Below are 25,231 nucleotides of genomic sequence, written 5' to 3' on the forward strand. Positions count from 1 at the left end.
GGGGGAGCACCCGGCATGCCGCGCATCGCCGGTTGACGCCGTGTCGGCATCAACAAGGCGGTCTCAGGACTGCATTCGAGCCATGAATTGAGAGGGCACCGGCAGCTCGGAGAAGCCGTACTGCTCGTAGAGCCCGTGCGCATCTGCCGTCGCAAGGAGAGTCCGGCGCAACCCCAACGGCTCGAGGTCGGCGATGACACCAGACATCAGCATCTTTCCCACGCCGACGCCTCGCACCTCAGGAGCCACGAACACGTCGCAGAGCCAGGCGAACGTCACGCCGTCCGTGATGACGCGGGCATACGCGACTTGCTCCCCAGAGGTCTCGTTCCACACGCCGTAGTTGCGCGACGAGTCGATGGCTGCGTCCTGCACCGCTCGGGGGCGACCGACCGCCCAGTACGACGCCTCAGACAACCACCGGTGCACGAGCGTGCGGTCGATCCGGTCCGACTCGCTCGAGAAGAAGTACTGGCTGGTCATGATCCATGACTATCACGAAGTCGGCAGGGGGGAATCCGAAGAGCCTCCCGCTGGTTGGATGGTTCCATGCCGGCAGTCACCCACGTTCAGTTGCACCCGTTCGTGAGGGGGAGGTTCAGTCCTCTTCGGTTCGATCCGCGCAGCACTCTTTCCGGTGAAGAGGTGGATGCCCTCCTCGATGCGGCACGGCACGCGCCTTCGGCGGGCAACTCGCAACCCTGGTCGTTCATCGTGGGGCGCCGCGGTGATGATGTCCACCGACGGTTGACGGCCCACCTGGCGCGCAGTTCCTCGATCTGGGCCGCAGGCGCCGGGCTTCTCCTGGCGAATCTCGCTCACCGTCACGTCGAGGATTCTGACTTCGAGTACTCGGAGTTCGCGCACTACGACCTCGGTCAGGCGTTGGCGCACCTGACGTTCCAGGCTTACGAGATGGGGATGCACGTCCACCAGTTCCGCGCGTTCGACCGGGCGGCGGTGGCTGACGAATTCCAGGTTCCTCCGCACTGGGAAGTGACCACCATGGCGGCGATCGGTGTGCCGGAGGCCGGTGCTCGACAGCTCGCGGGCGCGGGAACGAGCCGGGAGCGGAAGCCGCTCGATGCCATCACGTGGGCGCGAGCGGTGGGCTGACGTCGGCGGTTGCGCCTGTGGAGACGCCACTCATGGCCGAGAAGCTCGAAGCCATCCGGCGCTGCGACGGTCAGCACTCCGGATTGTAAAAATATGTAGACCGGTCTATTCTGAGTCGCATGACCTCCAAAGGCGACCAGACCCGGGCGCGACTCGCGGCGTCCATGCTCGAACTCATCCAGACCAGCGGCTACAGCGGCACGGGCTTGAATGCGGTGATCGATCACGCTGACGCCCCTAAGGGGTCGATCTACTTCCACTTCCCCGACGGGAAGGTGGGGCTGGGCGTCGCCGCGGTCGAGCTCGCCGCGACGCAGTTCGAGGCGCTGATCGCCGAGGCCGCGGTCTCGACGGGCAATGCGGCCGGTGCGGCACGCGCGGCGATCGGCGCACTGGCGAGCATCGTCAGCGAAAGCGACTACCGGCTGGGATGCCCGGTCTCCGTCGTGACGCTGGAGATGGGCGCCGAGAGCGAACGGCTGCGGCAGGCCTGCGCCGGCGCGTTCGAGTCGTGGATCGCGCCGACGGCCTCGCTCCTCGAGGGGAACGGCCTCGCCGCCGAGGAGTCCCGCTCGCTCGCGACCGTCATCGTCTCGATGATCGAGGGCGCCGTCATCGTCTCCCGTGCCACGCGGAGCACCCTGCCTCTGGAATCGGCTGCCGACGTCGTCGCGGAACTGATCGAGCGGCGCGTCGAGAACGCCGGGGGATCCAGATGAGCGCCCAGGACACCCCGCGTCACGCCCTCGTGCTCGGGGCTTCGGGGCTGGTCGGCCGACACCTCGTGCTGACGCTCGCAGAGGCCGGTGTGAACGTCACCGCGGCAGTGCGGAGCGCCGCATCCGGCGCGCGCGTCGAGGCATGGCTGCGGAAGCATGGTCTGGCGCGGAGCATCGACATCGAGATCGCCGACTTCGACGCGCCGGAGATCCTGGTGGGTGGCGCGGCGGCCTTCGCGCACGTCACCGAGATCCACAATTGCGCCGGTGCCTACCGATTCGGGATGCCCGCCGAGGAAGCGCGGGCCGCGAACGTCGGCATCGTCGAGAAGCTCATCGATCTCGCCGCAGAACTCCCGATGCTGCAGCGCGTGGTTCACGTCTCGGGGTACCGCGTCGGTGGGCAGGACCCCGACGCCGTTCCCTGGTCGGAGGAGCACCGCGCGGCGGTCTACGCGGAACTGGGCGGCTACGAGGCGTCGAAGGTGGAATCCGACGCCGTCTTCCAGGCCCGGGCCCGGGAGCGCGGCGTTCCCTGGACCATCGTCAATCCGGCCAGCGTGATCGGGGACAGCGCGACGGGGGAGTCCGACCAGCACATCGGATTGGCGAGCACCGTCGAGCAGATCTGGGACGGGACTGCGACCGCGCTGCCCGGAGGCGCCGCGACCTTCCTTCCGGTCGTCACGGTCGACTATCTCGCGGCCTTCATGGCCACGGCAGCGGTCGATCCCGATGCCGTGGGCGCGGCCTATTGGATTCTCGACGACGCAACTCCGCTGCTGGCTGATCTGCTCACGGGCGTCGGACGACACCTCGGGGCGAACGTCCCAAGGCTGAAGGTGCCGGCGAGCGTCATCACACGGCTGCCTCGATGGATCACCCGGGCTGACCCCGAGACCCTCGGCTTCCTGTCCGCCGATCGCTATCCCACAGCATCCGCGATCGAGCTCGCCGACCGGCACGGGCTCCGCCTGCCCGACGTGCGGGTGTCGCTCGAACGGTGGGCTGACCATCTCGCCGCGCATCGGTTCGGTGCGGCCGCGGGTGACGAGCGCCGATTCGTCGACGTCGCCGGTGTGCGGACCTTCGAGCTGGGAGCATCGGGATCCCGTCGAGTGATCCTCCCCGGGCTGCCGGTCAACGCAGACACCTGGTCGGACGTGGCATCGGGCATCGGCGCGCGAGCGGTCGATCTGCCCGGTCTCGGGCTGAGCGGTGGAACGGGCATTCGCGACTGGGAGCGCTGGCTGCCCGCGATGCTCGGGGACGAACCCGCCGCACTCATCGGCCACTCGATCGGCGCAGCAGCGGCGGTCATCGCCGCCGACCGGTTCCCCGAACGGATCGAGTCCCTCACGCTGATCGCGCCCTTCTTCCTGCAGGCGCCGGTGCGCGGGGCGGCGCGTGTGCGGATACTCATTCGCGCCTTCTTGCGGCGTGCCGATCCCGTGCAGCTGTCACGCCGACTCACCGGCGCGGATGCGAGCGCGAAGGCTCTCGAGAGCAGCATCCGCGATCTCCGGAGAGGTCGTGCGAAGAGCGCGGCCGAGCAGCTCACCTCCGCCGGATCGACGCGATGGCGAGCCGAGCTCCGCGACGCGCTGGGGCGATTCCACGGCCCGGTGCGCATCATCACCGGAAGCGAGGACCCGCTCGACCCTGCCGCGGTCGCGCACCTGGAGTCGCTTCCCCACGTCGAGCTGATCTCTGTGCCCGGGGCCGGGCATCATCCGCAGCTCACCCACGGTGACGCGCTCATCGATCTGCTCGGTCATCCCGCGACCCTTCGGCGGGTCGGTGAGACTCGTCTGCAGACCGCCCCGCATACCCGCAACGAGATGAGGACCGCATGACACACGAGACACTCCCGCACGGACTGCGACCGGCGACGTCCGGCGACCTCGACGAGATGACGCGAATCCTCACGGCGGCGTTCTTGGACGATCCCGTCTGGGGGCCTTCGTTCCCCGATGTCGAGACGCGTCCGCAGGTGGCCGGTGCGTACTGGCGGTTCATGGTCGGACAAGCCCTGCGCTTCTCCGAGTCGCGAGTGCTCGAGGGCGGCTCCGATGGCGAGGGCGAGTCGCAGGGTGCGAGCACGCGCGGCGCTCTTCGCGCGGTCTCCGTGTGGTACCCGCCGGGTGAGGACGAGATCTCCGTCGAGGCCCATGCTGCCTACGACGCGCTGGTCGGCGAGTTGCTCGACCCGGAGGCTGCTGCCGCCTTGGAACAGGCCGGTGCCAGGTTCGCCGATGCCCGGCCCAGCGATCCGCATGCCTACCTGACACTGCTCGGTGTGGCGCCCGAGGCCCGCGGCGGCGGGCACGGCATGGCATTGCTCCGAGCGGCCCTGGCCCACTATGACGATGCCGGGATCCCCACGTACCTGGAGTCGTCGAACCCGGCGAACGATGCGCGTTACGAAAGGCTCGGGTATCGTCCCCGCGCGGTGGTGGAACTCGTCGGAGGCGTTCGGGTGCAGACCTACTGGCGTGATCCGCAGGGTGCTCGGCCGGCGCTCTGACGCGCAGCCGCTCTTCGTGCGTTGAGCGGGCGGTGTGGGCAGTGCGAGCGCGCCTGGACGCTCACGCGATGGTGTGCATGCCGACGTTCACGACCCGCCCGTCGGAACCACGGTAGAAGAAGCGCGTGACGCCCCAGGGTTCGTCCGTGAGCGGATGGACGATCTCCAACCCGGCCGACTCCACGCGGGCGAGTGCGGCGCGGGCATCGTCGACGAAGACGGAGACGTCGGGTGCGACGGATGCCGTGGCATCCCGCGTGATGAGGCTCAGCTGATGACCCTCGTCGTCGCCGAGGGTGACGATCCACCCGTGGTCCATGAGCACGCGGAGGCCGAGCGCAGTCGTGTGCTCGGCGACCGCGCGCGGGAGGTCGGTCACGGTGAGGTTCGGAACGATCCGGTGCACGTCCATGCATCCAGTCTGAGGCGCATCCGACACTCTCAGCCCGCACTAATCTTGCAGTCGTGTAATATTGCACGTCTGCAATAATCCTCACGCCTTCCGAAGGGCTGGAATGTCAACTGTCTCCACCCGCACCGGTGCCACGCCGGTCGCGAAATCTGACGCGTCGAAGCCGATCATGACGCACCGTCAGATCCTCCTCGTGATCTACGGCCTCATGGCCGGAATGTTCCTGTCGTCTCTCGACCAGACCATCGTCGGCACGGCGATCCGCACGATCGGCGACGACCTGCACGGCCTCGACCAGCAGGCCTGGGTCACCACGGCGTACCTGATCACGTCGACCATCTCCGTGCCGATCTACGGCAAGCTCTCCGACATCTTCGGGCGCCGCCCGCTGTTCATCTTCGGCATCACGGTGTTCATCATCGGCTCCGTGCTGTCGACGTTCTCGACGTCGATGCTGATGCTGGCCGGCTTCCGCGCCTTCCAGGGCATCGGCGCCGGCGCACTGATGTCGCTGCCGCTCGCGATCATGGCCGACATCCTCGCCCCGCGCGAGCGCGCCAAGTACCAGGGCTACTTCTTCGCCGTGTTCGGCATCTCCTCGCTGATCGGCCCGCTCGTCGGCGGTCTCTTCGCAGGTGCCAACGAGATCCTCTGGATCTCCGGCTGGCGCTGGGTCTTCCTCATCAACCTGCCCATCGGCCTCATCGCGCTCGGCATGGTGATCACCTTCCTGCACCTGCCGAAGGTCGCGAAGCACGACAACCCGCGCATCGACTGGTGGGGAGCGACCGCGGTGATCGTCGCGCTCGTACCGCTGCTGCTGGTCGCCGAGCAGGGTCGCGAGTGGGGCTGGGGCTCCATCGCCTCGATCGCCTGCTACGTGATCGGTGGACTCGGCGCCATCGGATTCGTGCTCATCGAGATCGCCATGAAGAACGACGCGATCATCCCGATCCGCCTCTTCCGCTCGAACACGTTCTCGTGGGCGACCATCATCGGCGTGCTCGTGGGCTTCGGCATGTTCGGCGCCATGATGACGATCCCGCTGTACATGCAGATCGTCGCCGGTCTCACCCCGACCGAGTCGGGCTTCGCGATGCTGCCGATGGTGGTGGGTCTCATGGCCTCCTCGATGGCGGCCGGCCAGATCACCGCGCGCACCGGCAAGTACGGCATCTTCCCGCGCACCGGCACCCTGACCACGGCGGTGGGCTTCCTGCTCCTGACGTTCGTCTCGTCGACCACCTCGGTGTGGTTCATGATGATCGGCATGTTCGTGGTCGGTCTCGGCCTCGGGCAGCTGATGCAGTCGCTCACCATGGCGAGCCAGAACGCGGTCGAGGCGCCCGATATGGGCGTCGCCACCAGCGCAGCGACGTTCTTCCGTCAGATCGGTGGAACGCTGGGTACCGCGATCATGCTGTCGGTGCTGTTCACCCTGCTTCCGACGAACATCACGCACAGCATGGGCGACAAGCCCACGCTGACGGCCGCTCTGAACGCCGCGCTGGATCCCGCCGTCGCCGGCGAGAAGCAGAACAAGGCCGTCATGGAGCAGCTGTGGACGCCGATCGTCGGCCCGCTGCAGGAGAACATCCAGTCGCAGCTCGACAAGGGCGTGACCGAGGCGAAGGCCTCGGCGGGCGAAGCCGTGACGACCGCGGTGACCGACTCCGTGAACCAGGCCGTCGCCGCGGGGCAGCTTCCGGCCGCCGCCGCGCAGACGGTGATCGACCAGAAGGTCGCGGAGGCCACCCCGGCCGCCGAGGCCAAGGCGCTCCAGGCTGTCGCCGACAAGGCTCACGCCTCCGTGACGGACGGCACCGTGTCTGTGGACTGGTCGGACAAGGCCCAGCGCACCTACTGGGTGGACCAGCTCGTCCCCGACATCGCCGAGAAGATCAACAAGGGCACGTCAGAGGCATCGAACGGATCGAGCAGCTCGGTCAGCGACACGTCGTTCCTGAACGGCGCGGATGCCGCGCTCACCAAGCCCTTCATGGTCGGCTTCACCCAGGCGATCGACGTGATCTACTGGGTAGGCTTCGGGGTGCTGATGCTCGCGTTCGTGCTGAGCTGGTTCTTCAAGGCTCCGCCGCTGCGCACCCGCTCGGCTCTGCAGGAGATGGCGGACGACGCCGGCATCAGCGAGACCGGGACGATCAAGGTGCAGAGCTGATATGACGAACGACCAGAGCGCAGGGGAGCCCGAGGGGCTTCGTGAGCGCAAGAAGAAGCTGCGGCGGGAAGCGCTGCACGAGGCTGCCCTGCGCCTGGTCGAACGTCAAGGGCTCGACGGAACGACCGTCGAGCAGATCTGCGAGGAGGTGGGGGTCTCGCCCCGCACCTTCTTCAACTACTTCCCGTCGAAGACGGCGGCGGCCCTCAACCTGCCGGAGCAGATCATCTCTCCGGAGGCGGCTGCGCGGTTCCGCTCGGCGACGGGGGAGCTCATGCCCGCGATCTGTGATCTCCTCGCCGACTCGATGAGCTCGGGCGTGGAGCGCACGAGGCTCAAGAAGCTCGTCACGGAGCAGCCGCAGCTCGTCGCGACGTTCACGCAGTGGATGGGAGCGCTGAAGGCCGAGTTCGGTCTGCTCATCGAGGAGCGTGCCGGGTCGCCCGAGGTGGCGGATGCCGCGATCCTCCTCGCGCTGAGCTCGCTGCGCACCCTCATGCACCGTCCGGCCGACGACACCCGACCGGATTCGGTCAGGCTCCTGGAGACGATGGACCGTCTGATCGCCGTGCGCCACGCGCCGATGGTCGGCCCGTAAGGGGCGAGGCGCTCAGTCCCGAGGTCGTGAGACCCTCCTCAGCAGCAGCCGGTACGCCAGGGCGCAGGAGCTGAGGACGACCGCCCCCACGAGCACCGGGGTGAACAGGCAGCCCCACCCCGCGTGCGTCATCATGATCGCGATCGGAGTACCGCCCGCGGGCGGATGGATAACGCGGGCGAGGGCCATCGTCGCCATAGCGAGCCCCACGGCGAGGCCGAGGCTCCACCAGGCGACGGGCATCATCGCGTGCACGACGACCCGAATGCGGCTATCAGGATCGGTGTCCCCGTGAGGTCTCCGGCAAGGCCGAGGACGGCGATGGTCAGGCCGCCGGAGACGGATGCCGCGAGCTCCTGACGGGGTGAGAGCGTGCGAGGGGCAGGGAGCCTGGAGCTCGACCCGCCCCTCGCAGGTGGTGTGCTCAGGTTCCGGCCTGGGTCGGCTGCTGCGCGTACGAGTGGGCGCCTGTGCCGCGGTAGCCGCCGCCCTCGACGATCAGGTACTCGGGGCGGATCGGGTCTCCTGCGAACCAGTCCTCGAGGATCTCCCTGGTGCCGGCCGCATATCGGGCCTGCCCTGACAAGGAGGTGCCAGACGTGTGCGTGGTCATGGCGTTGTGGGGCATCGTGCGCCACGGGTGGTCGGCCGGCGCCGGCTGGGGATCCCACACGTCGCCCGCGTACCCGGCGAGGTGGCCGGACTCGAGCGCACGCACGATCGCGTCGCGGTCGGCGATCGCCCCGCGAGCGGGGTTCACGATGTAGGCGCCTCGCGGCATCGTCGCCAGCAGGTCGTCGTCCAGCAGGCCCCTGGTCTCCTCGGTCAGCGGTGCGTGGACCGTGAGCACGTCGACGTCCTTGACAAGGTCCTCGATGCTCTCGTGGAAGGTGAGGCCGTATTTCTCCTCGTACTCCTGAGGCAGGCGGAAGCGGTCGGTGTAGCTCAGGCGCACGCCGAACGGCGCCAGACGTTCGATGACGGCGCGGCCGATGCGGCCCGCAGCGAACACGCCGACGCGCATCCCCTCCAGGTCGTACGACCGCTCCACCGCATCTGCGATGTTCCATCCGCCGTCCACCGCGATCTGGTGCTGCGTCACGAAGTCGCGCACGAGCACGAGAACCTGCATCACGGTGTGCTCCGCGACGCTGATGCTGTTGCTGTACGTCACCTCGGCGACCGTGATGCCCCGGGCGTTCGCGGCGTTCAGATCGGTGTGGTCTGATCCGATGCCCGCGGTGATGACGAGTTGGAGGTTCTTCGCGCTGTCGATCCGCTCCGCCGTCAGATACGCAGGCCAGAACGGCTGCGAGATGACGATGTCGGCATCCGGGAGCTCCCTCTCGAAGACCGAGTCCGCGCCCTCCTTGTCGCTCGTGATCACGACCGTGTGCCCCTCCGACTCCAGCCAGTCCTTGAGGCCGAGCCCCCCGGACACGCTCCCGAGCAGCTGGCCGGGAACGAAGTCGATGGCCCGGGGGGAGGGGACGGTCGCTCCGCCGGGATACGAGGTGATCGCAGGGATGCTGTCCCGCGCATACACCGGCGGATAGCCGGTCACGGGGTCGGGGTACAGGACGATGAGAATCTTGGACACAATCTCTCCATTCAGGTGAGGCGCATCTCCATCGGCGCCCGCACATCTCACGTTACGAACGCCGATAGTCGGCAACAACGAACCGTTGGTTGCTGCCTCACAAGCCATGGTTGTGGTTACGATGAGACTGTGCTCAGCCCCGCTATGCCCGACCTGAGGGCGCTCGAACTGCTCGAGGCGATCGCCCGGACAGGGTCGATCACCCTCGCCGCGAGCGAGCTCGGCATCACTCAGCAGGCAGCATCCCTCCGGCTCCGACGGCTGGAGCTGCGACTGGGCAGGCAGCTCGTGATCCGCGCAGCGCGCTCGTCGCAGCTCACAGAGGAGGGCGCGGCAATCATCGAGAGGGCCACGCCCGTTCTCGCCGCGGCCGCTGTCATGGACGCAGAGCTCGACGAGATCCTCGCCGGCTCGCGGGCGGTGACCGTCGCGGCCAGTCTCACGATCGCCGAGTACTTCCTTCCCCAGTGGATCAGGTCGTACGCCGCGAGCGGCGGCGATCAGCGCGCTGTGCGGTCGCGGGCGACCAACACGCGCGACGTCGTGCGCCTGGTCGCCGAATCAGAGGCGGATCTCGGCTTCGTCGAAGGCAGCGAGCCGCCGCGCGGCCTCCGCTACGCGTTCCTCGCGAACGATGAGCTCGCGGTGCTCGTCGCACCCGACCATCCCTGGGCGCGTCGAGGGCACATCAGTCCGTGGGCTCTCGCTGCGATGCCGCTCGTCACGAGGGAGGAGGGTTCGGGATGCCGCGATGTCGTCATGGCCGCCCTCCTCGCCCATGGTGTGGAGCGTTCCGCCCTCGCCGCGCCGGCGTTGGAGCTGCCCAGCAACACTGCGGTGCTGGAGGCGGCGGCATCAGGCGTCGCCCCGGCCGTCATCAGCACGCGTGCCGCGGAGTCGTATCTGCAGGATCGGCGGCTGATGCGCATCCGCGTGGATCACGTCGTCTTCCAGAGGCAGCTCGGCGCGGTGTGGAAGCAAGGGGCGCACCCGTCCGCCCCGGTTGCGAGGGCTCTGCTGCAGGCCGCAGCCACGATGCGACCGCGTTCCTGAGGCTGATCGCCGGCGGCTAGAGCGCCATCCCGGCGAGACGCGCGAGCCTCTCAGCCATCGCCTGCGGCTCCCAGGAGTGCCATGCGCCGGCCAGCTGCTCCGAGTAGCCGTCTGACGCGGCCTCCGCGAGCGCGTCGGCCGTGGCGATCATGCCGGGGAAGGTCTCCGTGCCGACGAGGGCGACGACGGGTGCGGCGACAGGGGCGAGCGCGTTCCGGTAGCCGCTCTCCTCGACCGCGGCCAGAGCCTCTCCGTCGGGGATCCAACTGTGGATCAACCCGGGGTAGTCGGGGGACTTCTTGAGCCCCTCGAGCCATTCCGGCGGCATCCCGACCATGTACCTCGCGACGGCCTCCTCGAGGTCACCGGCGTCGATCGACTCGCGCACGCGCGCCCACCACGACGGCGCGCCGCCCTCGAAGAGTCCGAGCGGAGCCTCCCACAGCACGAGTCCGGCCAGCTCCGCCACGCGAGAGGCCGCGAGCATCGCGATCGCGCATCCGGAGGAGTGGCCGATCAGGATGACGGGAGCCTCCGCCTCTCGGGCGAGCGCCTCGATCGCGTCGAGTTGGGCGGTGAGCTCGATCGGACCCTCCGATATGCTCTCGCCGCGCCCGAGTCTGTCGGCGATCAGGGCGCGTCCGCCGAGTGCGGCGAAGGCTTCACCTGTGGCGAAGGTGATCGGGTCGTCGGCACGTGTGGGGCCGGCGCCGGCGATGAAGACCGCCGTCGGCGCGCCCGGTGCTCCGAGGTCGTCGTAGACGATGCGATCGCCGCGTGGGGTGGTGAGCGCGCTCACGCCGCGGCCTCGACCGGGTGGGTGAGCTCAGCCTCGAACTCGAGGGGCTTTCTGCTGTCCATCGTCATCTCCAATTTCAAGACTGTTCGGTATGATTTCTATAAACTAGACTCATGAGTATGAAATCGTCAAGGGGTGCAGCGGATCTCCGCCCGAGCTCGGTGCGCAAGCGCGAGTCGATCCTCGCCGCCGCCCAGGAGCAGTTCCTCGCCCACGGGTACGAGGCGGTGACGATGGACTCCATCGCTCGGGTGTCTGGAGTGGCCAAGCAGACGCTGTACAGCCACTTCGGCGGCAAGGAGGGCCTGTTCCTCGCGCTGGTCGGATCGCAGACCAGCGCGGCGAGCGAGCGCGTGCTCGGCGCCCCTCCGGTTCTGCGCGACGGAGCGGATGCGCGCACCGTGCTCGCCCCGATCCTCGAGCAGCAGCTCTCGACCGTGCTCGACCCGGGTCTCCTCGCGCTCCGCCGACTGGTCATCGGCCTCATGCCGCAGTTCCCCGACCTCGCCCGTTCGCTGCACCTCAACGGCCCGCAGCGGGCGATCGACTCCCTCGCCGAGGTGATCGGCAGGATGGATGCCGCCGGCATCCTGCGCGCGTCCGATCCCGTCCTCGCCGCGACCCAGCTCAACTGGCTGGTGATGGGAGAGCCCGTCAACCGGGCCATGCTCCTCGGCGACGACGAGGCCCTGCCGAACGGAGATACGGCAGGGCACGTGGCACGTGCGCTCGACGTGTTCCTCGCGGCCCACCGATCCGAAGGGTGATCCGCTCAGGCGGGGCGCTGTTCGACCAGGCCGATCGTGTTGCCCTCGCTGTCGACGATGAACGCCTGCCGCTCGTCGGTGCCCGCGGGGCCGAGGGTGCCGTCCGCATGGCTGAAGATCACGTGCGGCTCGCCGACGATCGTCGTGCCCGCCGCCCGCAGCCGCTCGACGGCGCCGTGGATGTCGACGACCTCGATGTAGAGCAGCGCGCTCGCCGCTCCCGCATCGAGCAGCAGCCGCACGCCGTCGAGGTCGAAGAAGAGCAGTCCGGGCGGATCGAAGCGTGCGGCGGGTTCTGTGCCGAGCAGGTCGCTGTAGAACGCGGCGGCGCGGTCGAGATCCGTGGCGCGCTGCGCGACCTGGATGAGCTTCATGTCGACTCCCTCTGCCCGAGATCCTAGATCTTCTGGCGTCCGGTGGGCCAGAGGGCGTATACCGGAGACGACACCCCGACCGTGAAGGAGCACTCCATGACCTACCGCATCGGCTATCTCGTCGGCAGCCTCTCCCGGGACTCGATCAACCGCATCCTGTCGAAGGCGCTCGTACGGCTCGCGCCTCCGAGTCTGGAGCTGACCGAGATCTCGATCCGCGACCTGCCGCTCTTCGATCGTGACGACGAGCAGAGTCCGGCCCCTGCGGTGACCGCGTTCAAGAGCGCGGTCGAGGAGTCGGAGGGGCTGCTGTTCGTGTCGCCGGAGTACAACCGGTCCATCCCCGGTCCGCTCAAGAACGCGATCGACTGGGGATCCAGGCCCTGGGGGCACAACTCCTTCGCGCGCACCCCCACAGGGATCATCGGTGCCTCGACCGGGGCGATCGGCACCGCGGTGATGCAGTCGTCCATGCGCAGCGTCCTGAGCTTCCTCAATGCGCCGCAGCTGAACGCGCCGGAGGCGTACATCACATTCAAGCCCGACGTGTTCGGGCCCGATGGCGAGGTGGCGGATGCCGGCACGGAGGGCTTCCTCCGGCACTACATGGAGGAGTACGCAGCGTTCGTCGAGCGCGTGCTCTCCGTCACGGCGCCGGGGCACGTCGGGGACCGAGACTAGGTCGGCGCCAGGGGAACTGGTTGCCCTCCCGAGTCGCTTCGCCCCAGATCGAATCGCTCGAGAGGGCTCACCGCCCATCCCGGACGGTAGGGGAGGCGGCGAAGATCTCGCTGCTCTCGTCGGCTGTTTCCCCAGTTCTCAGCCGGTAGCCCCCGCTACTCATATCAGAATATCGCGAAAATGTCTTGTCCGCCATTTGGGGGACAAAGAAATCTACGAATATTTCTGAGCGCCCGTGGGTCTTGTCTTCTCCGCGCCGGATCATAGGGTGGTTCCATGGACAGAAAGCTCGTGCTGAACGCGCAGCTCGCCATCGCGCGCGGGCACCGCGTCGAGGTGACGGAGCAGAGGGACGACGCCGCCGACGAGGCGGTCGTCTTCGCCGTCATCGACCTCGACACCGGCATCCGCTACCGCCGCGCCGAGGATCCGCGCGGCGAGGTGAGCCGGTGGCTCGGGCGCGTCCTCGACTGCACCGTCATGATCGGCGGGCACGGCGCGCACACCGTGCTCTCCGTGATGCCCGACGGCGGCGGTGCGAGCGCCAAGGCGGCGCTGCGCGGAGCGGATGCCGCCGCCGAGGCGGCGAAGGCCGAGGCCGACCGCTGGGGTGGAGCCGATCGCACTCCGGAGCCCCCGGCCGAACGCGTCTGGTGACGTCGGCGCGGGGGCCCGTTCACTGGAAGTCCCGCGATCGGTGGGCGAGCCCGGTGCGCAGATCCTCGAAGGCATCGGCGAGCACGTTCACGACTCCCTCGGCGGATCTCTCCAGGATGCCGCGGATGATGAGGGCGGGGGAGTCTCGGGCGATGCGCCGGTAGCGCGCCCACACGCCCCGTGAGCAGATCACGTTGACCAGCCCGTGCTCGTCCTCCAGATTGATGAAGGTCACGCCGGCGGCGGTCTCCGGACGCTGCCGGTGCGTGACGAGCCCGGCGACCTCGATCCGACGCCCGCTCTCGTGCTCCCGCAGCTGCGCAGACGTGATCACCCCGCGCTCCCTCAGCTGCGCGCGGAAGTGCGTCATCGGATGGTCGTCGGTGGACACCCCCGTCGCCCAGAGATCGGCCGCGAGCTGCTCGTAGCCCGACTGGTCGGGGAACAGCGGCGGCTGCACGGCGATCGTCGTGCCGGGGAGGAAGCGCGCGCGGTCCTCGGCGGCCGCCCCGGCCAGCCAGATGGCCTCGCGTCTGGTCAGACCCAGGCAGTCGAAGGCGCCCGCGGTCGCGAGGGCCTCGAGCTGGGCGGTCGTGGCATCCGTGCGGCGCACCAGGTCGTGGAGATCGCGGTAGGGGCCGTGCGCCTCTCGTTCGCCGACGATCCTCTCGGCCAACGGCGTGCCGATCCCGCGGATGCCGCCCAGGCCGAGCCGTACGGCGTAGCCGCCGTCGCGACGGTGCGCGGCCGTCTCATCGGGGGCGGTGCGGTCGAACCGGGTCTTCAGCGGCGGCTCCGCCTGGATGAGGCAGGAGTCCCGTCCGGTGGCCGCCCGGGAATCCGACAGGGCCTCCAGGGTCTCGGTCGCTCCGGACAGGTGCAGATCGGGCCTGCGCACCTCCACGCCGTGTCGACGCGCATCGCCCGTCAGTGTCGACGCCGAATAGAAGCCCATCGGCTGAGACCGCAGGAGTCCCGCCAGGAACGCGGCGGGGTAGTGCAGCTTGAGCCAGGAGCTGGCGTAGACGAGCAGGGCGAAGGAGAGGGAGTGGGACTCGGCGAAGCCGAAGTTCGAGAACGCCTGGATCTGCGCGTAGATCCGGTCGGATGCCTCCTGCGACAGCCCGTGCCGCGCCATCCCCGCGTAGAGCTGCTTCTGGATGCTGTCGATCTTCTCCAGACCGCGCTTCGACCCCATCGCCCGACGCAGCGTATCGGCCTCGTCCGCCGTGCAGTCGCCGATGATCGTCGCCATGTGGATGAGCTGCTCCTGGAAGATGGGGATGCCGAGCGTGCGCTCCAGCACCTTCTTCAGGGCGGGATGCGGATATGGGACGTGCATCGTCAGCGGCTCCTCGCCGCGCTCCTCGCGCCGTTCGTTCTCGGCATGGGTCCTGTCCTTCTCCATCTTCAGCCGGACGAACGGGTGCACGGCTCCGCCCTGGATGGGGCCGGGGCGGATGAGGGCGATCTGGATCGCGAGGTCGTAGAAGCAGCGCGGCTGCAGACGGGGGAGCAGACCCATCTGCGCCCGCGACTCCACCTGGAAGACGCCGATGGAGTCGGCCCGGCAGAGCATGTCGTAGACCGCCGGCTCCTCCTTGGGGATCGTCTCGAGCTTCCAGACCTCGCCGGTGCTCCCCTCGATGAGGTCGAAGCAGTGCCGGAGGGCGGAGAGCATGCCCAGCCCCAGCAGGTCGAACTTCACGAGCCCCATCCAGGCTGCGGAGTCCTTGTCCCACTGGATGACGGTGCGGTTCTCCATCCGCGCGTGCTCCACGGGCACGACCTCGCCCACGGGGCGCTCGGTGAGCACCATGCCGCCGGAGTGGATGCCGAGGTGCCGCGGCGCCTTCATCAGCTGGTTCGCGTAGTCGCGGACGATCTCGGGGAGGTCGGTGTCGTCCTGCTCCGACAGCTGAGACCCCCAGCCGTCGACCTGGCGGGACCAGGCGTCCTGCTGGCCGGGGGAGAACCCCAGCGCCCGCGCCATGTCGCGCACCGCGTTCTTCGGCCGGTACTGGATGACGTTCGCGACCTGAGCGGCCCGATCGCGCTTGTACTCGTCGTAGACCCACTGGATGATCTCCTCCCGGCGGCTGGAGTCGAAGTCCACGTCGATGTCGGGCTCCTCCTCGCGGGTGGTGGCGAGGAACCGTTCGAAGGGGAGGTCGTAGAGGATCGGATCGACCGCGGTGATGCCCAGCAGGTAGCAGACCGCGCTCGCCGCGGCCGAGCCCCGCCCCTGGCAGAGGATGCCCAGCTCCCTCGCCTTCGCGACGATCCCGTGCACGATGAGGAAGTACCCGGGGAAGTCCTTCTCCTCGATGACGTTCAGCTCCCGTTCGATCCGGCTGCGGCCGCCGGCGTCGAGGTTCGGATACCTCTGGGGCACGGCATCCCACACGAGCCTGCGCAGCCAGCTCATCGGGGTGTGTCCGGCCGGCACCTTCTGCGTCGGGAGGGCGGGCCGCGCGCGTCGGAGGGGGAAGGCGGATGCCGCGGCCAGCTCCAGCCCGTGCTCGATCGCCCCGGGGTAGCGCCGGAACCGGGCGGCCATCTCCGCGCCGCTGCGCAGGTGGGCCCCGTCGTGAGCGGGGAGCCAGCCGTCGAGATCGTCCATGCTGCGCACCGCCCGCACGGCGGACATGGCCTCGGCGAGCCGGGCGCGGTCAGGGGACGCGTAGTGCACGTTGTTCGTCGCGACCACGGGCAGCCGCATCCGCCTGGCGAGGTCGGCGAGGGCGTCGTTGCGCCGGGTGTCCAGGGGATCGCCGTGGTCGAAAAGCTCGACGGCGACGTGATCGCGGCCGAACAGGTCGACGAGTCGCCGCAGCGGGGTCTCGGCGTCGCCCTGCTCCAGACCTCGGCGCACGGCGCCCTTGCGGCATCCGGTCAGGATCGCCCACTCGCCGCCCGCTCGGTCGGCGAGCGCGTCGAGGTCGTAGACCGGACGTCCTTTCTCTCCGCCGCGCAGCTGCGCCTGGGTGATCGCCCCGGAGAGGCGGTGGTATCCCTCCATGCCCCTGGCGAGGACGAGCAGATGCTCGCCCGCGGGATCGGCGGCTCCGCGCTGCGGTGCGGGCAGATCCAGGGACAGCTCGGCGCCGAACACGGTCTGCACCTGGACCTTCATGTGCTCGGCGACCTCGCCGAAGCGTGCGGCGCCGTAGAAGCCGTCGTGGTCGGTGATCGCGAGGGCGGAGAGGCCGAGCCGCTCCGCCTCGGCGAGGAGCTCCTCGGGGGAGGACGCGCCGTCGAGGAAGGAGTACGACGAGTGCGCGTGCAGCTCGGCGTAGGGCACGGCGTCTTCGGGGCGGGGGATCTCGGTCGGGAGCATGCGCTGCCGGCGCCGGCTGACCGGACCCGCGTCCTCCCTCGTGCCCTGCGGCTCGGCGGGGGTCGGCGTGGAGAGCGGCTCCTTGCCGCTCAGGGTGCGCTCCAGCTCCGTCCAGGAGAGCGGCGGGTTGTGCCAGCCCATCAGCGGTACCTCCCCTCGGCCCACCAGCGGACGCCGGTGCGGAACACGAGCCACGCCCTGTCGCTCTCGTCGACGATCTGCAGCCGATGCCCGACCCGCCCCTGCGCGAGATCCCAGAGCCGCTCGTGCACGGGCCAGGGGCCGGCCCAAGCCTGCACCGCGGCGCCGTCGATCTGCGCGGGAGGCGCCGAGAGCGCCCCGCGCTCGTCGATGTCGACGGACGCTCCGGCGGCATCGACCACTCCGATCGGCCGCGGCGGTGCGAACACCTCGGCGGGGACCGGGTCGGGGAGGCTGCCCGGCCACGGACGCTCCGGATCCCTGGGGGCGGTGCCGCGCTCTCCCCACGGCGTGAGCACCTGACGGTCGGAGAGCCAGCGGCCCCCGGAGACCGTCGCGGTGACGACCCCCTGGTGACCGAGCATCGTCTGCACGCGCGAGACGGCGTGGTGCAGCCGCTCGTCGGTGCCGGAACCGAACAGCCCCGGCTGATGATGAGCGGCGTCGTCGACCGCGGCGGGGATGATGCGCACCGCCACGATGCCGCCGAACGCCCTGGCCTCATCGATCGGCTCCTTCGCCTGCGCGGTCGCCAGCGCCTCCAGCTGCCAGCGCACCCTGTCGACGAGATCGGCGGCGTCGAAGCAGGTCGGATGCAGCCAGGTGCGGGAGAACACCTTCCCGTTGTCGTCGGTCAGATCGATGCGCACCTCGGTGCACACGACGGAGGCGTCGGCGAGCGCGAGCAGCACGGCATCCGCTGTCTGCCGCACCGCGAACGCCACCTGATCGGCGCCGGCCAGGGCTGGTTCGAACTCGACCGTCCGCACCAGCTCCGGGTCGGGAGGCAGCGGCGTCAGGGGGCGGGAGTCCGCACCGGCGGCGAGGCCGTGCAGGCGTGCCCCGCGCTCGCCGAACCGGTCGCGCACCTCGAGTCCGTCGAGTGCGGCGAACGCGCCGAGGGTGCGTACGCCGAGCCGGACCAGGAGCCCCGAGAGATGCTCGTCGCGGAGCACCTGGACGGGCAGCGGGGCGAGGAACTCCCGTGCTCTCCCCGCCGGGATGACGGCGCAGGGTTCGGCTGCCCGCGCGGCGAGCTCTGCGGTGAACGGGCCGTCGGCGATGCCGATGCGCACCTCGGGGAAGCCGGCGTCGGCGAGGATGGCGATCAGCGCGCGACCGGCTTCATCCTCTCCTCCGTGGTAGCGGGAGACGCCCCTGGCGCGGATGGCTGCGAGCCCCGGTCGCAGGATCGTCGCCCCGGGGGCGTGCCGCTCGAGGATCCGCAGCACGGGGAGGAAGGCTCGCTCGTCTGCGGCCGGGTCGTGGGGGAGCACCCGCAGCGAGGAGAGGTGGCCCTGGGCGACGCGGCGGCGCTGGCCGATGCGCACGCCGTGCTCCCGAGCCGACGCGGTGCAGGCGACGACCGTGTTCGCCTGCACGAGAGCCGTGGGCGGATGCGGCGGGGCGCCGCCCAGAGCGGCGCGCAGCGGCCAGTCGGGGAACCACAGCACGATCACGCGGAGAGGAGCCGTCATCCCGCCACCGCCCAGGACGCCTCATCGGCGGGAGCATCTGCGGTCCTGTCGCGCAGGGGAGGCAGCGCGGTGAGAGAGGGGGTCGGCGACACGGTCTCGATGGCGCCGCTGCTCCCCGGCAGCCGCACCAGCACGCTCGACGGCGCGGGGCTCCGTCTGGTCTGCGCCGTCACCGTCGCCGTGCAGTCGGAGAGCAGGCCCCAGCCGGCGCCGAGCCCGTGCCAGTGCTGATCGTGGAGACGGATGCTGCCCTCGCTCTGCGGCCAGAGGCCGAACGCGGCGGACTCGGCGACGAGCAGCGTGGTGCCGCGGTCTCGCAGTCGGGCGCTCAGACGCGAGACGTCGGCATCGCGCACACGGGAGCCGGGCTGCACGACGATCAGCGGGACGACCTCGGCGAGGGCGGAGGTCGCGGCCAGCCAGCGATCGCCGGGAGCCGGAACGAGGATCAGTCGGGCGAGATCGATGCCGAAGGCGGATGCCGCCTCCACGCCGAGCGTCGGCATGCCGATCACCGCGCACCAGTGCCCCTTCTGCGATGCCGCGCTGAGGAGGGCGAGCACGAGGGACGGGGACGGGGAGACGGTGTAGGCGCTGCCCGTCAGCAGGCCCTCCTCCGGCAGCAGGGAGGAGAGCGCGGGGGCGAGGGGGAGCAGCGGATGCTCGCTGCGGCGGCGCTGCATCCGGCTGATCTCACGGCGCAGCCGCAGCACCTCCACGGCGCGGACATCGGCGGACTGACCCATACATCCATCCTCGAACATATATACGAATAAAACAAGGTGACGTGATGACGATAGTTCGAACGTCGGACATGACGCGTGATGCCGGAGAACAGGTGCAACCGAGGTTCTCCACAGGGGCCGGGCGCGGGTGCTCCCGCTCGCCTAGCCTTCCGTCATGGATCTCCGCACTGTGCTCGTGGTGCTCGCCCACGTGGCCCTCCTCGTCATCGCCGTCGCGCTCGCCGTGATCGACGCCCGCACGCATCGACTGCCGAACCGCATCGTGCTGCCGACCTTGGCGGGGGCCGCGCTGCTCGCGGCGACCGAGGCGATGCTCACGGGGGAGAGCGCGGCGCTCATCCGCGCCGGGTGGGGGATGGTGCTCCTCGGCGGCTTCTACGCGGCGCTGCGGATCCTCGGAAGGTCGGGGATGGGCGGCGGCGACGTGAAGCTCGCCGCCCTCATCGGCCTGGTGCTGGGGTGGCACGGCTGGACCGCGCTCGCCGCGGGGGCGGCATCCGCCTTCGTCCTCGCCGCGCTGTACGCCCTGGTGCTGATGGCGCTGCGCAGGGCGGACGGGGCCACGCGCATCGCCTTCGGTCCGTGGATGCTGCTCGGGGCGCTTCTCGGCATCGCCGTGACGTGGGCGCCCCTGCCGACGGTGACGGCGCTAGGGTGAGGTCATGGCACTCGCACGACTCCACGGCGGCCCGCTGGACGGGCAGATCATCCCCCTCGGTGACGCGGACGACAAGCTGATCGTCCCCTACAGCGAGACCCAGGTGGTGTACAACCGACGGGGCGAACCGCAGAACACCGGTTCGCACGACGGCCCCACCGAGATCGACTACTGGTACGACGAGTCCCTCGAGGACATCAATCCCGCGGATGTCTGAGGCGCCGTCCGGATCCGAGCCCTCGCGCACCGTCGAGGTCGAGCGCAAGTACGACGTCGACGCGGACACGACGCTGCCCGACTGGCGGGACATCCCCGGAGTCGATGCGGTGTCGGAGGGAGAGCTGCGCGAGCTCGACGCGCGCTACCTCGACACGGCCGACGCCGCCCTCTCCCGCTCCGGCGTGGCGCTGCGACGCCGCACGGGCGGGCCTGACGCGGGCTGGCACATCAAGGGACCCCGCGAGGGTGACGGTCGGCTGGAGATCGGCTGGCCGCTCGGCGAAGATGACGGCATTCCGGACGCCGTCTCCGCTGCTCTCGCCCGGTGGACCACCGCGGAGCTGACACCCCTCGCGCGCATCGAGAACGGCCGCACGGCCTATCTGCTCACGGGGCCGGCCGGCGTCGTCGCCGAGTTCGTGGACGACAGGGTCAGGGCGACCGACCTCCGCCACGGAGTGCAGCGCGAGTGGCGCGAGTGGGAGCTGGAACTCGGCCCCGCAGCCCCCGACGATCCCGAGAGGCGGGAGGAGCTGTTCGCCGCCGCGGAGAGGGCGATCTTCGCCGCCGGTGGTCGCGACGCGGCATCCGGCTCGAAGCTCGCGCGCGCACTGGGGTTCTGAGGGCGAGCGCAACCCCCTTCCGCGCGGACCCGGCGCATGCTTGAGTGACAGCATGCGCCCACCCGCCAGGCTCCGTTCCCTGCAGACGATCGTCCCCGATACCCTCCTCGTGCAGGACGAGGTGCGCGACGTCTTCGCCGCCCAGCCCGACATCGGACGGCTGGCGCAGCGCATCGTCGGAGCCTCGTTCAACGGCTCCGGCATCGACACCCGCCACACGGTGATCGACGAGCTGTCGCTGACGGCCGACGTCGCCGACCCGGTGTTCTTCGATCGGGCGAGCGGGCGTCTGCTGTCCCCTGGCACCCGGGAGCGCAACGAGCGGTACGTCCGCGAGGCCTCGCGGCTGTTCGTCGAGGTCGCCCGGCGCGCCATCGCGGTCGACCCCGACATCGAGGCGGCCGACATCACCCACGTGGTCACCGTGTCCTGCACCGGCTTCCACGCGCCGGGCCCGGAGTACGAGATTGTCAGGGCCCTCGGTCTCCCCGACGGGGTGCAGCGGTACCACCTCGGCTTCATGGGCTGCTACGCGTCGATGCCGGCGCTGCGAGCGGCGAGTCAGTTCTGCGCCGCGGACCCCGAGGCGGTGGTCCTCGTGGTCAGCGTCGAGCTGTGCACGCTGCACCTGCGCTCCTCGGAGGACCCCGACACGATCGTGGCATCGTCGCTGTTCGCAGACGGGGCCGCCGCGGGCATCGTCACCGCGCGCGACCTGCCCACGCCGGTGACGGCGCTCAGGCTCGACCGATTCCACACGGCCATCGCCCCCGAGGGGGAGAAGGACATGGCCTGGACCATCGGAGACAACGGCTTCGAGATGATCCTCTCCACCGCGGTCCCGCAGATCATCGGGGAGGCGATCATCGGCGCCCTGCGACCGCTGTACGCGGGCGAGCAGGAGCTGCTCGAGGCCTACGACGGCGGAGAGGTCTCCGAGGCCGTGCAGCACTGGGCGATCCCCCCCGGAGGCCGCAGCATCCTCGACCGCGTGCAGGAGCGGCTGCACCTGAGCGATGACCAGCTGCACCCGGCGAGAGAGGTGCTCAGGGTGAACGGCAACATGTCGAGCGCGACCGTGCTGTTCGTGCTGAGGAGCATCCTGGAGCAGGAGGACTCCCGCGACGGCGACCGCGTCGCTGCCATGGCGTTCGGACCGGGGCTCACCGCGGAGAGCGCACTGATGACGGTCGAGTCCCCCGAGGGGTCATGAGCCCCGACCTCTCGGCCAGGGCCGTCGACGCCAGGGAGCTGATGGACGACCCCGAGGCGGACCAGCGGATGCTGGAGCGCACCTATCTGCGCTTCGAGCTGGTGAACCGTGTCGTCTCCCGTCCTGGAGCGCTGTACCGCCGCGACATCCGTCCGCGAGCCCGACAGCGACCGCTGCGGATACTCGACGTGGGATCCGGCGGCGGCGACCTCTGCCGCGGGCTCGCGGTTCGTCTCCGCCGCGACCGGCTGGATGCCGACATCACGGCTCTCGACGCCGACGACAGGGCGACCCGGTGGGCGCAGGCGCATGACGGCGGTGCGGGCGTGCGGTACCGCTGCGCGCTCACGGCCGAGCTCGTGCGCGACGGCGAGGTCTTCGATGTCGTCCTGTCCAATCATCTGCTGCACCACCTCGAACCGGGTGAGCTGCAGCAGCTGCTCCGGGAGACCAGGCAGCTCGTCGGAGAGGGCGGGGTCGTGGTGCACGGCGACATCGCGCGGAGCCGGATGGCCTATGCGCTGTTCGCGGCATCCACCCTGCCGTTCTCGCGGAACCTGCTCGCCGGATCGTTCATCCGCGCCGACGGCCTCACCAGCATCCGCCGCTCCTACTCGCCGCGGGAGCTGGTCGCGGTCGCCCCTCCGGGGTGGCTGGTGCGTCGGCGTCTGCCCGCACGGATCGAGCTGAGATGGGACGCGGCGGATGCCTGATCACGATGCCGTCGTGGTCGGCGCGGGTCCGGTGGGTCTCCTCGCCGCGTGTCTGCTGATCGGGCGCGGGCTCGACGTGGCGGTGCGGGAGAAACGGGAGGGCGTGGACCCGCGCAACAGGGCGATCGGCATCCACCCGCCCGGCCTCGGCGCGCTCGATGCGGCAGGTGTCGGAGACGCGGTGCGCGCGGAGGCGCTGGCGCTCCGCGGAGGCGACGTCCTCAGCCGGGGCCGGATGCTCGCCTCCGTCGACTTCGCCGAGGGGCGGCGGGTCCTGATCCTTCCGCAGCGTCGGACCGGGGCGCTGCTCGCGGAACGGCTCGAGGGGCTCGCGCCCGACGCTCTCCGCCTCGGGTGCGCCGTCGTCGATATGCGGGAGGAGCGCGATCGCGTGCGGGTCGTCACTGAGTCCGATGGCGCCCGTGAAGAGCTCACCGCGTCGTTGGTCATCGTCGCCGACGGAGTGCGCAGCGGCCTGCGCGACGGTCTGGGGCTCTCGTGGACGCAGCGTCCGGGAGCGGCGACGTACGCCATGGCCGACGTCGTCGACCGGTCAGGAGGAGATCGTGCGCGCCTCCACTGCGAGCCGGGGGGACTGGTGGAGAGCTTCCCGCTTCCGGGCGGCATGCGGCGATGGGTGCTGCGCGAGGACGGGCAGGGTCTCGGGGATCCTTCCGCGTTCCGGACCGCGCTCGCTCAGCGCATCGGCGCCGAGCTGGAGGCGGATCCGGCGCCCGTCGTGTTCGACGCCGCTCAGCACCGGGTCGACCGTGTCGTCGTCGGAGGGCGCATCGTGCTGCTCGGCGACGCCGCTCACGAGATCAGTCCGATCGGCGGACAGGGGATGAATCTCGGCTGGATCGATGCGCAGCGTCTCGCGGCATCCGTCAGCGCGTCGGGGGCCGCCGATCTGTCGGAGTTCGCGCGGCGCGGAACCAGAGCGGCGGGGCGGGTGCAGCGGCGAGCACGCTTCTACATGTCGATGGGCGCCCCCGCCGTGGGGATGCCGCTCCGCGTGCGGGAGAGCCTGATCCGGGCGCTCGGCGCGCCCCTGCTGCGTGAGCGCACGGCGGACATCCTGACGATGGGGCGCCTGTAGCAGACGCAGAACGGGGTGACGACGAAACCGTCGTCACCCCGTTCGATCCTGCGTCGATCAGAAGTTGATCATGTGCCCCGCGAGGCCGTGGAAGCCCTCCTGCAGCGCCTCCGACAGCGTCGGGTGGGTGTGCACGTTGCGGGCCAGCTCGAGGGCCGTGAGGTCCCACTTCTGCGCGAGGGTGAGCTCGGGAAGCAGCTCAGACACGTCGGGGCCGATCATGTGGGCGCCGATGAGCTCGAGGTGCTCGGCATCCGCGATGAGCTTGACGAAGCCGACGGGCTCGCCGAGGCCGTGGGCCTTGCCGTTGGCCATGAACGGGAAGGTCGCGACCTTGATCTCGCGGCCCTCGTCCTTCGCCTGCTGCTCCGTGAGGCCGAACGAGGCGACCTGGGGGGAGCAGAACGTGGCACGCGGCATCATGCGATAGTCGCCCAGCGTCTGGGTCTCGGCGCCGCCGATGGTCTCGGCCGCGACGACGCCCTGTGCCTCCGCCACGTGGGCGAGCTGGAGCTTGGCGGTCACGTCGCCGATGGCGTAGATGCCCTCGATGTTGGTGCGCATGTGGTCGTCGATGTCGATCGCGCCGCGCTCGGTGAGCTTCACGCCGGTGTTCTCCAGGCCGAAGCCCTCGACGTTCGGGGCGAACCCGACGGACATCAGCACCTTGCCGGCCTCGATGGAGGCCTGCTGGCCGTCCTTGCCGGTGTACGTGACGGTGACGGACGAGCCGTTGTCGACGATCGTCTCGACCTTGGTCGAGGTGAGGATGTCGACGCCGTAGTTCTTGTACTGCTTCGTGATCTCCTTCGACACGTCGGCGTCCTCGTTGGGGAGGGCGCGGTCGAGGAACTCGATGATCGTGACCTTCACGCCGTAGTTCGTCAGCACGTACGCGAACTCCATGCCGATCGCGCCGGCGCCGACGATGACGATCGACTCGGGGAGCTCGCGGGTCATGATCTGCTCTTCGTAGGTCACGACGTTCTGGCTGAGCTGCACTCCCGGCAGCAGGCGCACCCTCGAGCCGGTCGCGATGATCACGTTGTCGAACGTGACCTCCTCGGTCGTCCCGTCGGCCTTGGCGACGGAGATCGCCTTGGGGCCGGTGAAGGTGCCGCGACCGTTGTACTCGGTCACCTTGTTCTTCTTCATCAGGAAGTGGATGCCCTTGACGCGGCCCTCAGCGACCTCGCGGCTGCGGTCGAACGCCTTGCCGAAGTCGATCGTGAACTCGCCCGAGATGCCGAAGAAGTCGGCCTTGTGGTTCAGGGTGTGTGCGAGCTCCGCGTTCTTCAGGAGGGCCTTGGAGGGGATGCAGCCCACGTTGAGGCAGACACCGCCCCAGTACTTCTCCTCGATGATGGCGGTGGAGAGGCCGAGCTGCGCGCTGCGAACTGCAGCGACGTATCCGCCAGGACCTGCACCAAGGATGACGACGTCGTAGTGTGGCATGCTC

26 protein-coding genes are annotated in these 25,231 nt (G+C 69.7%); 16 read left to right on the forward strand and 10 right to left on the reverse strand.

Features of this window, described 5'->3' with window-relative positions:
* Positions 1-63 precede the first annotated feature (63 nt).
* Positions 64-483 (reverse strand): GNAT family N-acetyltransferase, encoded by a 420-nt coding sequence (locus MRBLWH10_RS04890; RefSeq protein ID WP_341941844.1) that lies wholly within the window; start codon positions 481-483, stop codon positions 64-66.
* A gap of 66 nt (positions 484-549) precedes the next feature.
* Here MRBLWH10_RS04890 and MRBLWH10_RS04895 point away from each other — a divergent pair, with 66 nt between their 5' ends.
* The 4 genes from MRBLWH10_RS04895 to MRBLWH10_RS04910 all read left to right on the forward strand — a co-directional run bounded on the left by MRBLWH10_RS04895 (position 550) and on the right by MRBLWH10_RS04910 (position 4,362).
* Positions 550-1,116 carry a nitroreductase family protein gene (locus MRBLWH10_RS04895; protein ID WP_341941845.1) on the forward strand — a complete coding sequence of 189 codons (567 nt, stop codon included), beginning with the start codon at positions 550-552 and terminating at the stop codon, positions 1,114-1,116.
* A gap of 119 nt (positions 1,117-1,235) precedes the next feature.
* Positions 1,236-1,835, forward strand: a complete 600-nt coding sequence (locus tag MRBLWH10_RS04900) for a TetR/AcrR family transcriptional regulator (protein ID WP_341941846.1) — start codon at positions 1,236-1,238, stop codon at positions 1,833-1,835.
* Positions 1,832-3,691: an alpha/beta fold hydrolase gene (locus MRBLWH10_RS04905; RefSeq protein ID WP_341941847.1), complete on the forward strand. Its 1,860-nt coding sequence runs from the start codon at positions 1,832-1,834 to the stop codon at positions 3,689-3,691. The genes MRBLWH10_RS04900 and MRBLWH10_RS04905 overlap by 4 nt, the downstream gene beginning before the upstream one ends.
* The gene (locus tag MRBLWH10_RS04910; protein ID WP_341941848.1) at positions 3,688-4,362 is read left to right on the forward strand and encodes a GNAT family N-acetyltransferase; all 675 of its coding nucleotides are present in this window, start codon (positions 3,688-3,690) and stop codon (positions 4,360-4,362) included. The genes MRBLWH10_RS04905 and MRBLWH10_RS04910 overlap by 4 nt, the downstream gene beginning before the upstream one ends.
* A 61-nt stretch (positions 4,363-4,423) precedes the next feature.
* On the opposite strand, the gene MRBLWH10_RS04915 is transcribed toward MRBLWH10_RS04910, so the two are convergent.
* The gene (locus MRBLWH10_RS04915; RefSeq protein WP_341941849.1) at positions 4,424-4,774 is read right to left on the reverse strand and encodes a VOC family protein; all 351 of its coding nucleotides are present in this window, start codon (positions 4,772-4,774) and stop codon (positions 4,424-4,426) included.
* Between the two features lie 169 nt (positions 4,775-4,943).
* Here MRBLWH10_RS04915 and MRBLWH10_RS04920 point away from each other — a divergent pair, with 169 nt between their 5' ends.
* Together MRBLWH10_RS04920 and MRBLWH10_RS04925 are read left to right on the forward strand one after the other, a co-directional pair.
* Positions 4,944-6,953 carry an MDR family MFS transporter gene (locus tag MRBLWH10_RS04920; protein ID WP_341941850.1) on the forward strand — a complete coding sequence of 670 codons (2,010 nt, stop codon included), beginning with the start codon at positions 4,944-4,946 and terminating at the stop codon, positions 6,951-6,953.
* A 1-nt stretch (position 6,954) separates the two neighbouring features.
* Complete coding sequence (locus tag MRBLWH10_RS04925; protein WP_105676964.1) at positions 6,955-7,551, forward strand: TetR/AcrR family transcriptional regulator; 597 nt, start codon at positions 6,955-6,957, stop codon at positions 7,549-7,551.
* 12 nt (positions 7,552-7,563) lie between these two features.
* On the opposite strand, the gene MRBLWH10_RS04930 is transcribed toward MRBLWH10_RS04925, so the two are convergent.
* Both MRBLWH10_RS04930 and MRBLWH10_RS04935 read right to left on the reverse strand, forming a co-directional pair.
* Positions 7,564-7,797 (reverse strand): HPP family protein, encoded by a 234-nt coding sequence (locus tag MRBLWH10_RS04930; RefSeq protein ID WP_341942565.1) that lies wholly within the window; start codon positions 7,795-7,797, stop codon positions 7,564-7,566.
* A gap of 178 nt (positions 7,798-7,975) precedes the next feature.
* Positions 7,976-9,151 (reverse strand): NAD-dependent formate dehydrogenase, encoded by a 1,176-nt coding sequence (locus MRBLWH10_RS04935; RefSeq protein ID WP_341941851.1) that lies wholly within the window; start codon positions 9,149-9,151, stop codon positions 7,976-7,978.
* Positions 9,152-9,280: 129 nt separating this feature from the next.
* Here MRBLWH10_RS04935 and MRBLWH10_RS04940 point away from each other — a divergent pair, with 129 nt between their 5' ends.
* Entirely contained in the window at positions 9,281-10,204 is a 924-nt protein-coding gene (locus tag MRBLWH10_RS04940) for a LysR family transcriptional regulator (protein WP_341941852.1), read from the forward strand.
* Positions 10,205-10,220: 16 nt separating this feature from the next.
* Here MRBLWH10_RS04940 and MRBLWH10_RS04945 read toward each other — a convergent pair whose 3' ends face one another.
* On the reverse strand, positions 10,221-11,003 hold the full coding sequence (locus MRBLWH10_RS04945) for an alpha/beta hydrolase (RefSeq protein ID WP_341941853.1): 783 nt from the start codon (positions 11,001-11,003) through the stop codon (positions 10,221-10,223).
* Positions 11,004-11,122: 119 nt separating this feature from the next.
* Between MRBLWH10_RS04945 and MRBLWH10_RS04950 the strand changes: the two genes are divergently transcribed.
* The gene (locus MRBLWH10_RS04950; RefSeq protein WP_341941854.1) at positions 11,123-11,770 is read left to right on the forward strand and encodes a TetR/AcrR family transcriptional regulator; all 648 of its coding nucleotides are present in this window, start codon (positions 11,123-11,125) and stop codon (positions 11,768-11,770) included.
* A gap of 5 nt (positions 11,771-11,775) precedes the next feature.
* Here MRBLWH10_RS04950 and MRBLWH10_RS04955 read toward each other — a convergent pair whose 3' ends face one another.
* Positions 11,776-12,144 carry a VOC family protein gene (locus MRBLWH10_RS04955; protein WP_341941855.1) on the reverse strand — a complete coding sequence of 123 codons (369 nt, stop codon included), beginning with the start codon at positions 12,142-12,144 and terminating at the stop codon, positions 11,776-11,778.
* Between the two features lie 96 nt (positions 12,145-12,240).
* Between MRBLWH10_RS04955 and MRBLWH10_RS04960 the strand changes: the two genes are divergently transcribed.
* Both MRBLWH10_RS04960 and MRBLWH10_RS04965 read left to right on the forward strand, forming a co-directional pair.
* Positions 12,241-12,825 carry an NADPH-dependent FMN reductase gene (locus tag MRBLWH10_RS04960; RefSeq protein ID WP_341941856.1) on the forward strand — a complete coding sequence of 195 codons (585 nt, stop codon included), beginning with the start codon at positions 12,241-12,243 and terminating at the stop codon, positions 12,823-12,825.
* A 276-nt stretch (positions 12,826-13,101) separates the two neighbouring features.
* Positions 13,102-13,482 (forward strand): hypothetical protein, encoded by a 381-nt coding sequence (locus tag MRBLWH10_RS04965; protein ID WP_105676952.1) that lies wholly within the window; start codon positions 13,102-13,104, stop codon positions 13,480-13,482.
* A gap of 19 nt (positions 13,483-13,501) precedes the next feature.
* Here the strand turns inward: MRBLWH10_RS04965 and MRBLWH10_RS04970 are convergent, their stop codons facing one another.
* Genes MRBLWH10_RS04970 through MRBLWH10_RS04980 form a run of 3 tightly spaced genes read right to left on the reverse strand, consistent with a single transcriptional unit; the run spans position 13,502 to position 19,247 of the window.
* Complete coding sequence (locus tag MRBLWH10_RS04970) at positions 13,502-16,963, reverse strand: error-prone DNA polymerase (RefSeq protein ID WP_341941857.1); 3,462 nt, start codon at positions 16,961-16,963, stop codon at positions 13,502-13,504.
* Positions 16,963-18,501 (reverse strand): DNA polymerase Y family protein, encoded by a 1,539-nt coding sequence (locus MRBLWH10_RS04975; protein ID WP_341941858.1) that lies wholly within the window; start codon positions 18,499-18,501, stop codon positions 16,963-16,965. Before MRBLWH10_RS04975 ends, MRBLWH10_RS04970 begins: the two co-directional genes overlap by 1 nt.
* Entirely contained in the window at positions 18,498-19,247 is a 750-nt protein-coding gene (locus MRBLWH10_RS04980; RefSeq protein WP_341941859.1) for a hypothetical protein, read from the reverse strand. Before MRBLWH10_RS04980 ends, MRBLWH10_RS04975 begins: the two co-directional genes overlap by 4 nt.
* Positions 19,248-19,401: 154 nt before the next feature.
* On the opposite strand from MRBLWH10_RS04980, the gene MRBLWH10_RS04985 reads away from it, so the two are divergent.
* The 6 genes from MRBLWH10_RS04985 to MRBLWH10_RS05010 are packed head-to-tail and all read left to right on the forward strand — an operon-like array spanning position 19,402 to position 23,772.
* Entirely contained in the window at positions 19,402-19,905 is a 504-nt protein-coding gene (locus MRBLWH10_RS04985) for an A24 family peptidase (protein WP_341941860.1), read from the forward strand.
* Positions 19,906-19,909: 4 nt separating this feature from the next.
* Positions 19,910-20,122, forward strand: a complete 213-nt coding sequence (locus MRBLWH10_RS04990) for a response regulator (RefSeq protein ID WP_105676946.1) — start codon at positions 19,910-19,912, stop codon at positions 20,120-20,122.
* The gene (locus MRBLWH10_RS04995; RefSeq protein WP_341941861.1) at positions 20,115-20,747 is read left to right on the forward strand and encodes a CYTH domain-containing protein; all 633 of its coding nucleotides are present in this window, start codon (positions 20,115-20,117) and stop codon (positions 20,745-20,747) included. The genes MRBLWH10_RS04990 and MRBLWH10_RS04995 overlap by 8 nt, the downstream gene beginning before the upstream one ends.
* Positions 20,748-20,799: 52 nt before the next feature.
* On the forward strand, positions 20,800-21,960 hold the full coding sequence (locus MRBLWH10_RS05000) for a type III polyketide synthase (protein ID WP_341941862.1): 1,161 nt from the start codon (positions 20,800-20,802) through the stop codon (positions 21,958-21,960).
* On the forward strand, positions 21,957-22,673 hold the full coding sequence (locus tag MRBLWH10_RS05005) for a methyltransferase domain-containing protein (RefSeq protein ID WP_341941863.1): 717 nt from the start codon (positions 21,957-21,959) through the stop codon (positions 22,671-22,673). The genes MRBLWH10_RS05000 and MRBLWH10_RS05005 overlap by 4 nt, the downstream gene beginning before the upstream one ends.
* Positions 22,666-23,772 (forward strand): NAD(P)/FAD-dependent oxidoreductase, encoded by a 1,107-nt coding sequence (locus tag MRBLWH10_RS05010; RefSeq protein ID WP_341941864.1) that lies wholly within the window; start codon positions 22,666-22,668, stop codon positions 23,770-23,772. The genes MRBLWH10_RS05005 and MRBLWH10_RS05010 overlap by 8 nt, the downstream gene beginning before the upstream one ends.
* Positions 23,773-23,829: 57 nt before the next feature.
* Here MRBLWH10_RS05010 and lpdA read toward each other — a convergent pair whose 3' ends face one another.
* Positions 23,830-25,227: a dihydrolipoyl dehydrogenase gene (gene lpdA, locus MRBLWH10_RS05015; RefSeq protein ID WP_341941865.1), complete on the reverse strand. Its 1,398-nt coding sequence runs from the start codon at positions 25,225-25,227 to the stop codon at positions 23,830-23,832.
* Positions 25,228-25,231: the final 4 nt, after the last annotated feature.

It is taken from the genome of Microbacterium sp. LWH10-1.2 (assembly GCF_038397765.1).
Lineage (GTDB): Bacteria > Actinomycetota > Actinomycetes > Actinomycetales > Microbacteriaceae > Microbacterium > Microbacterium natoriense.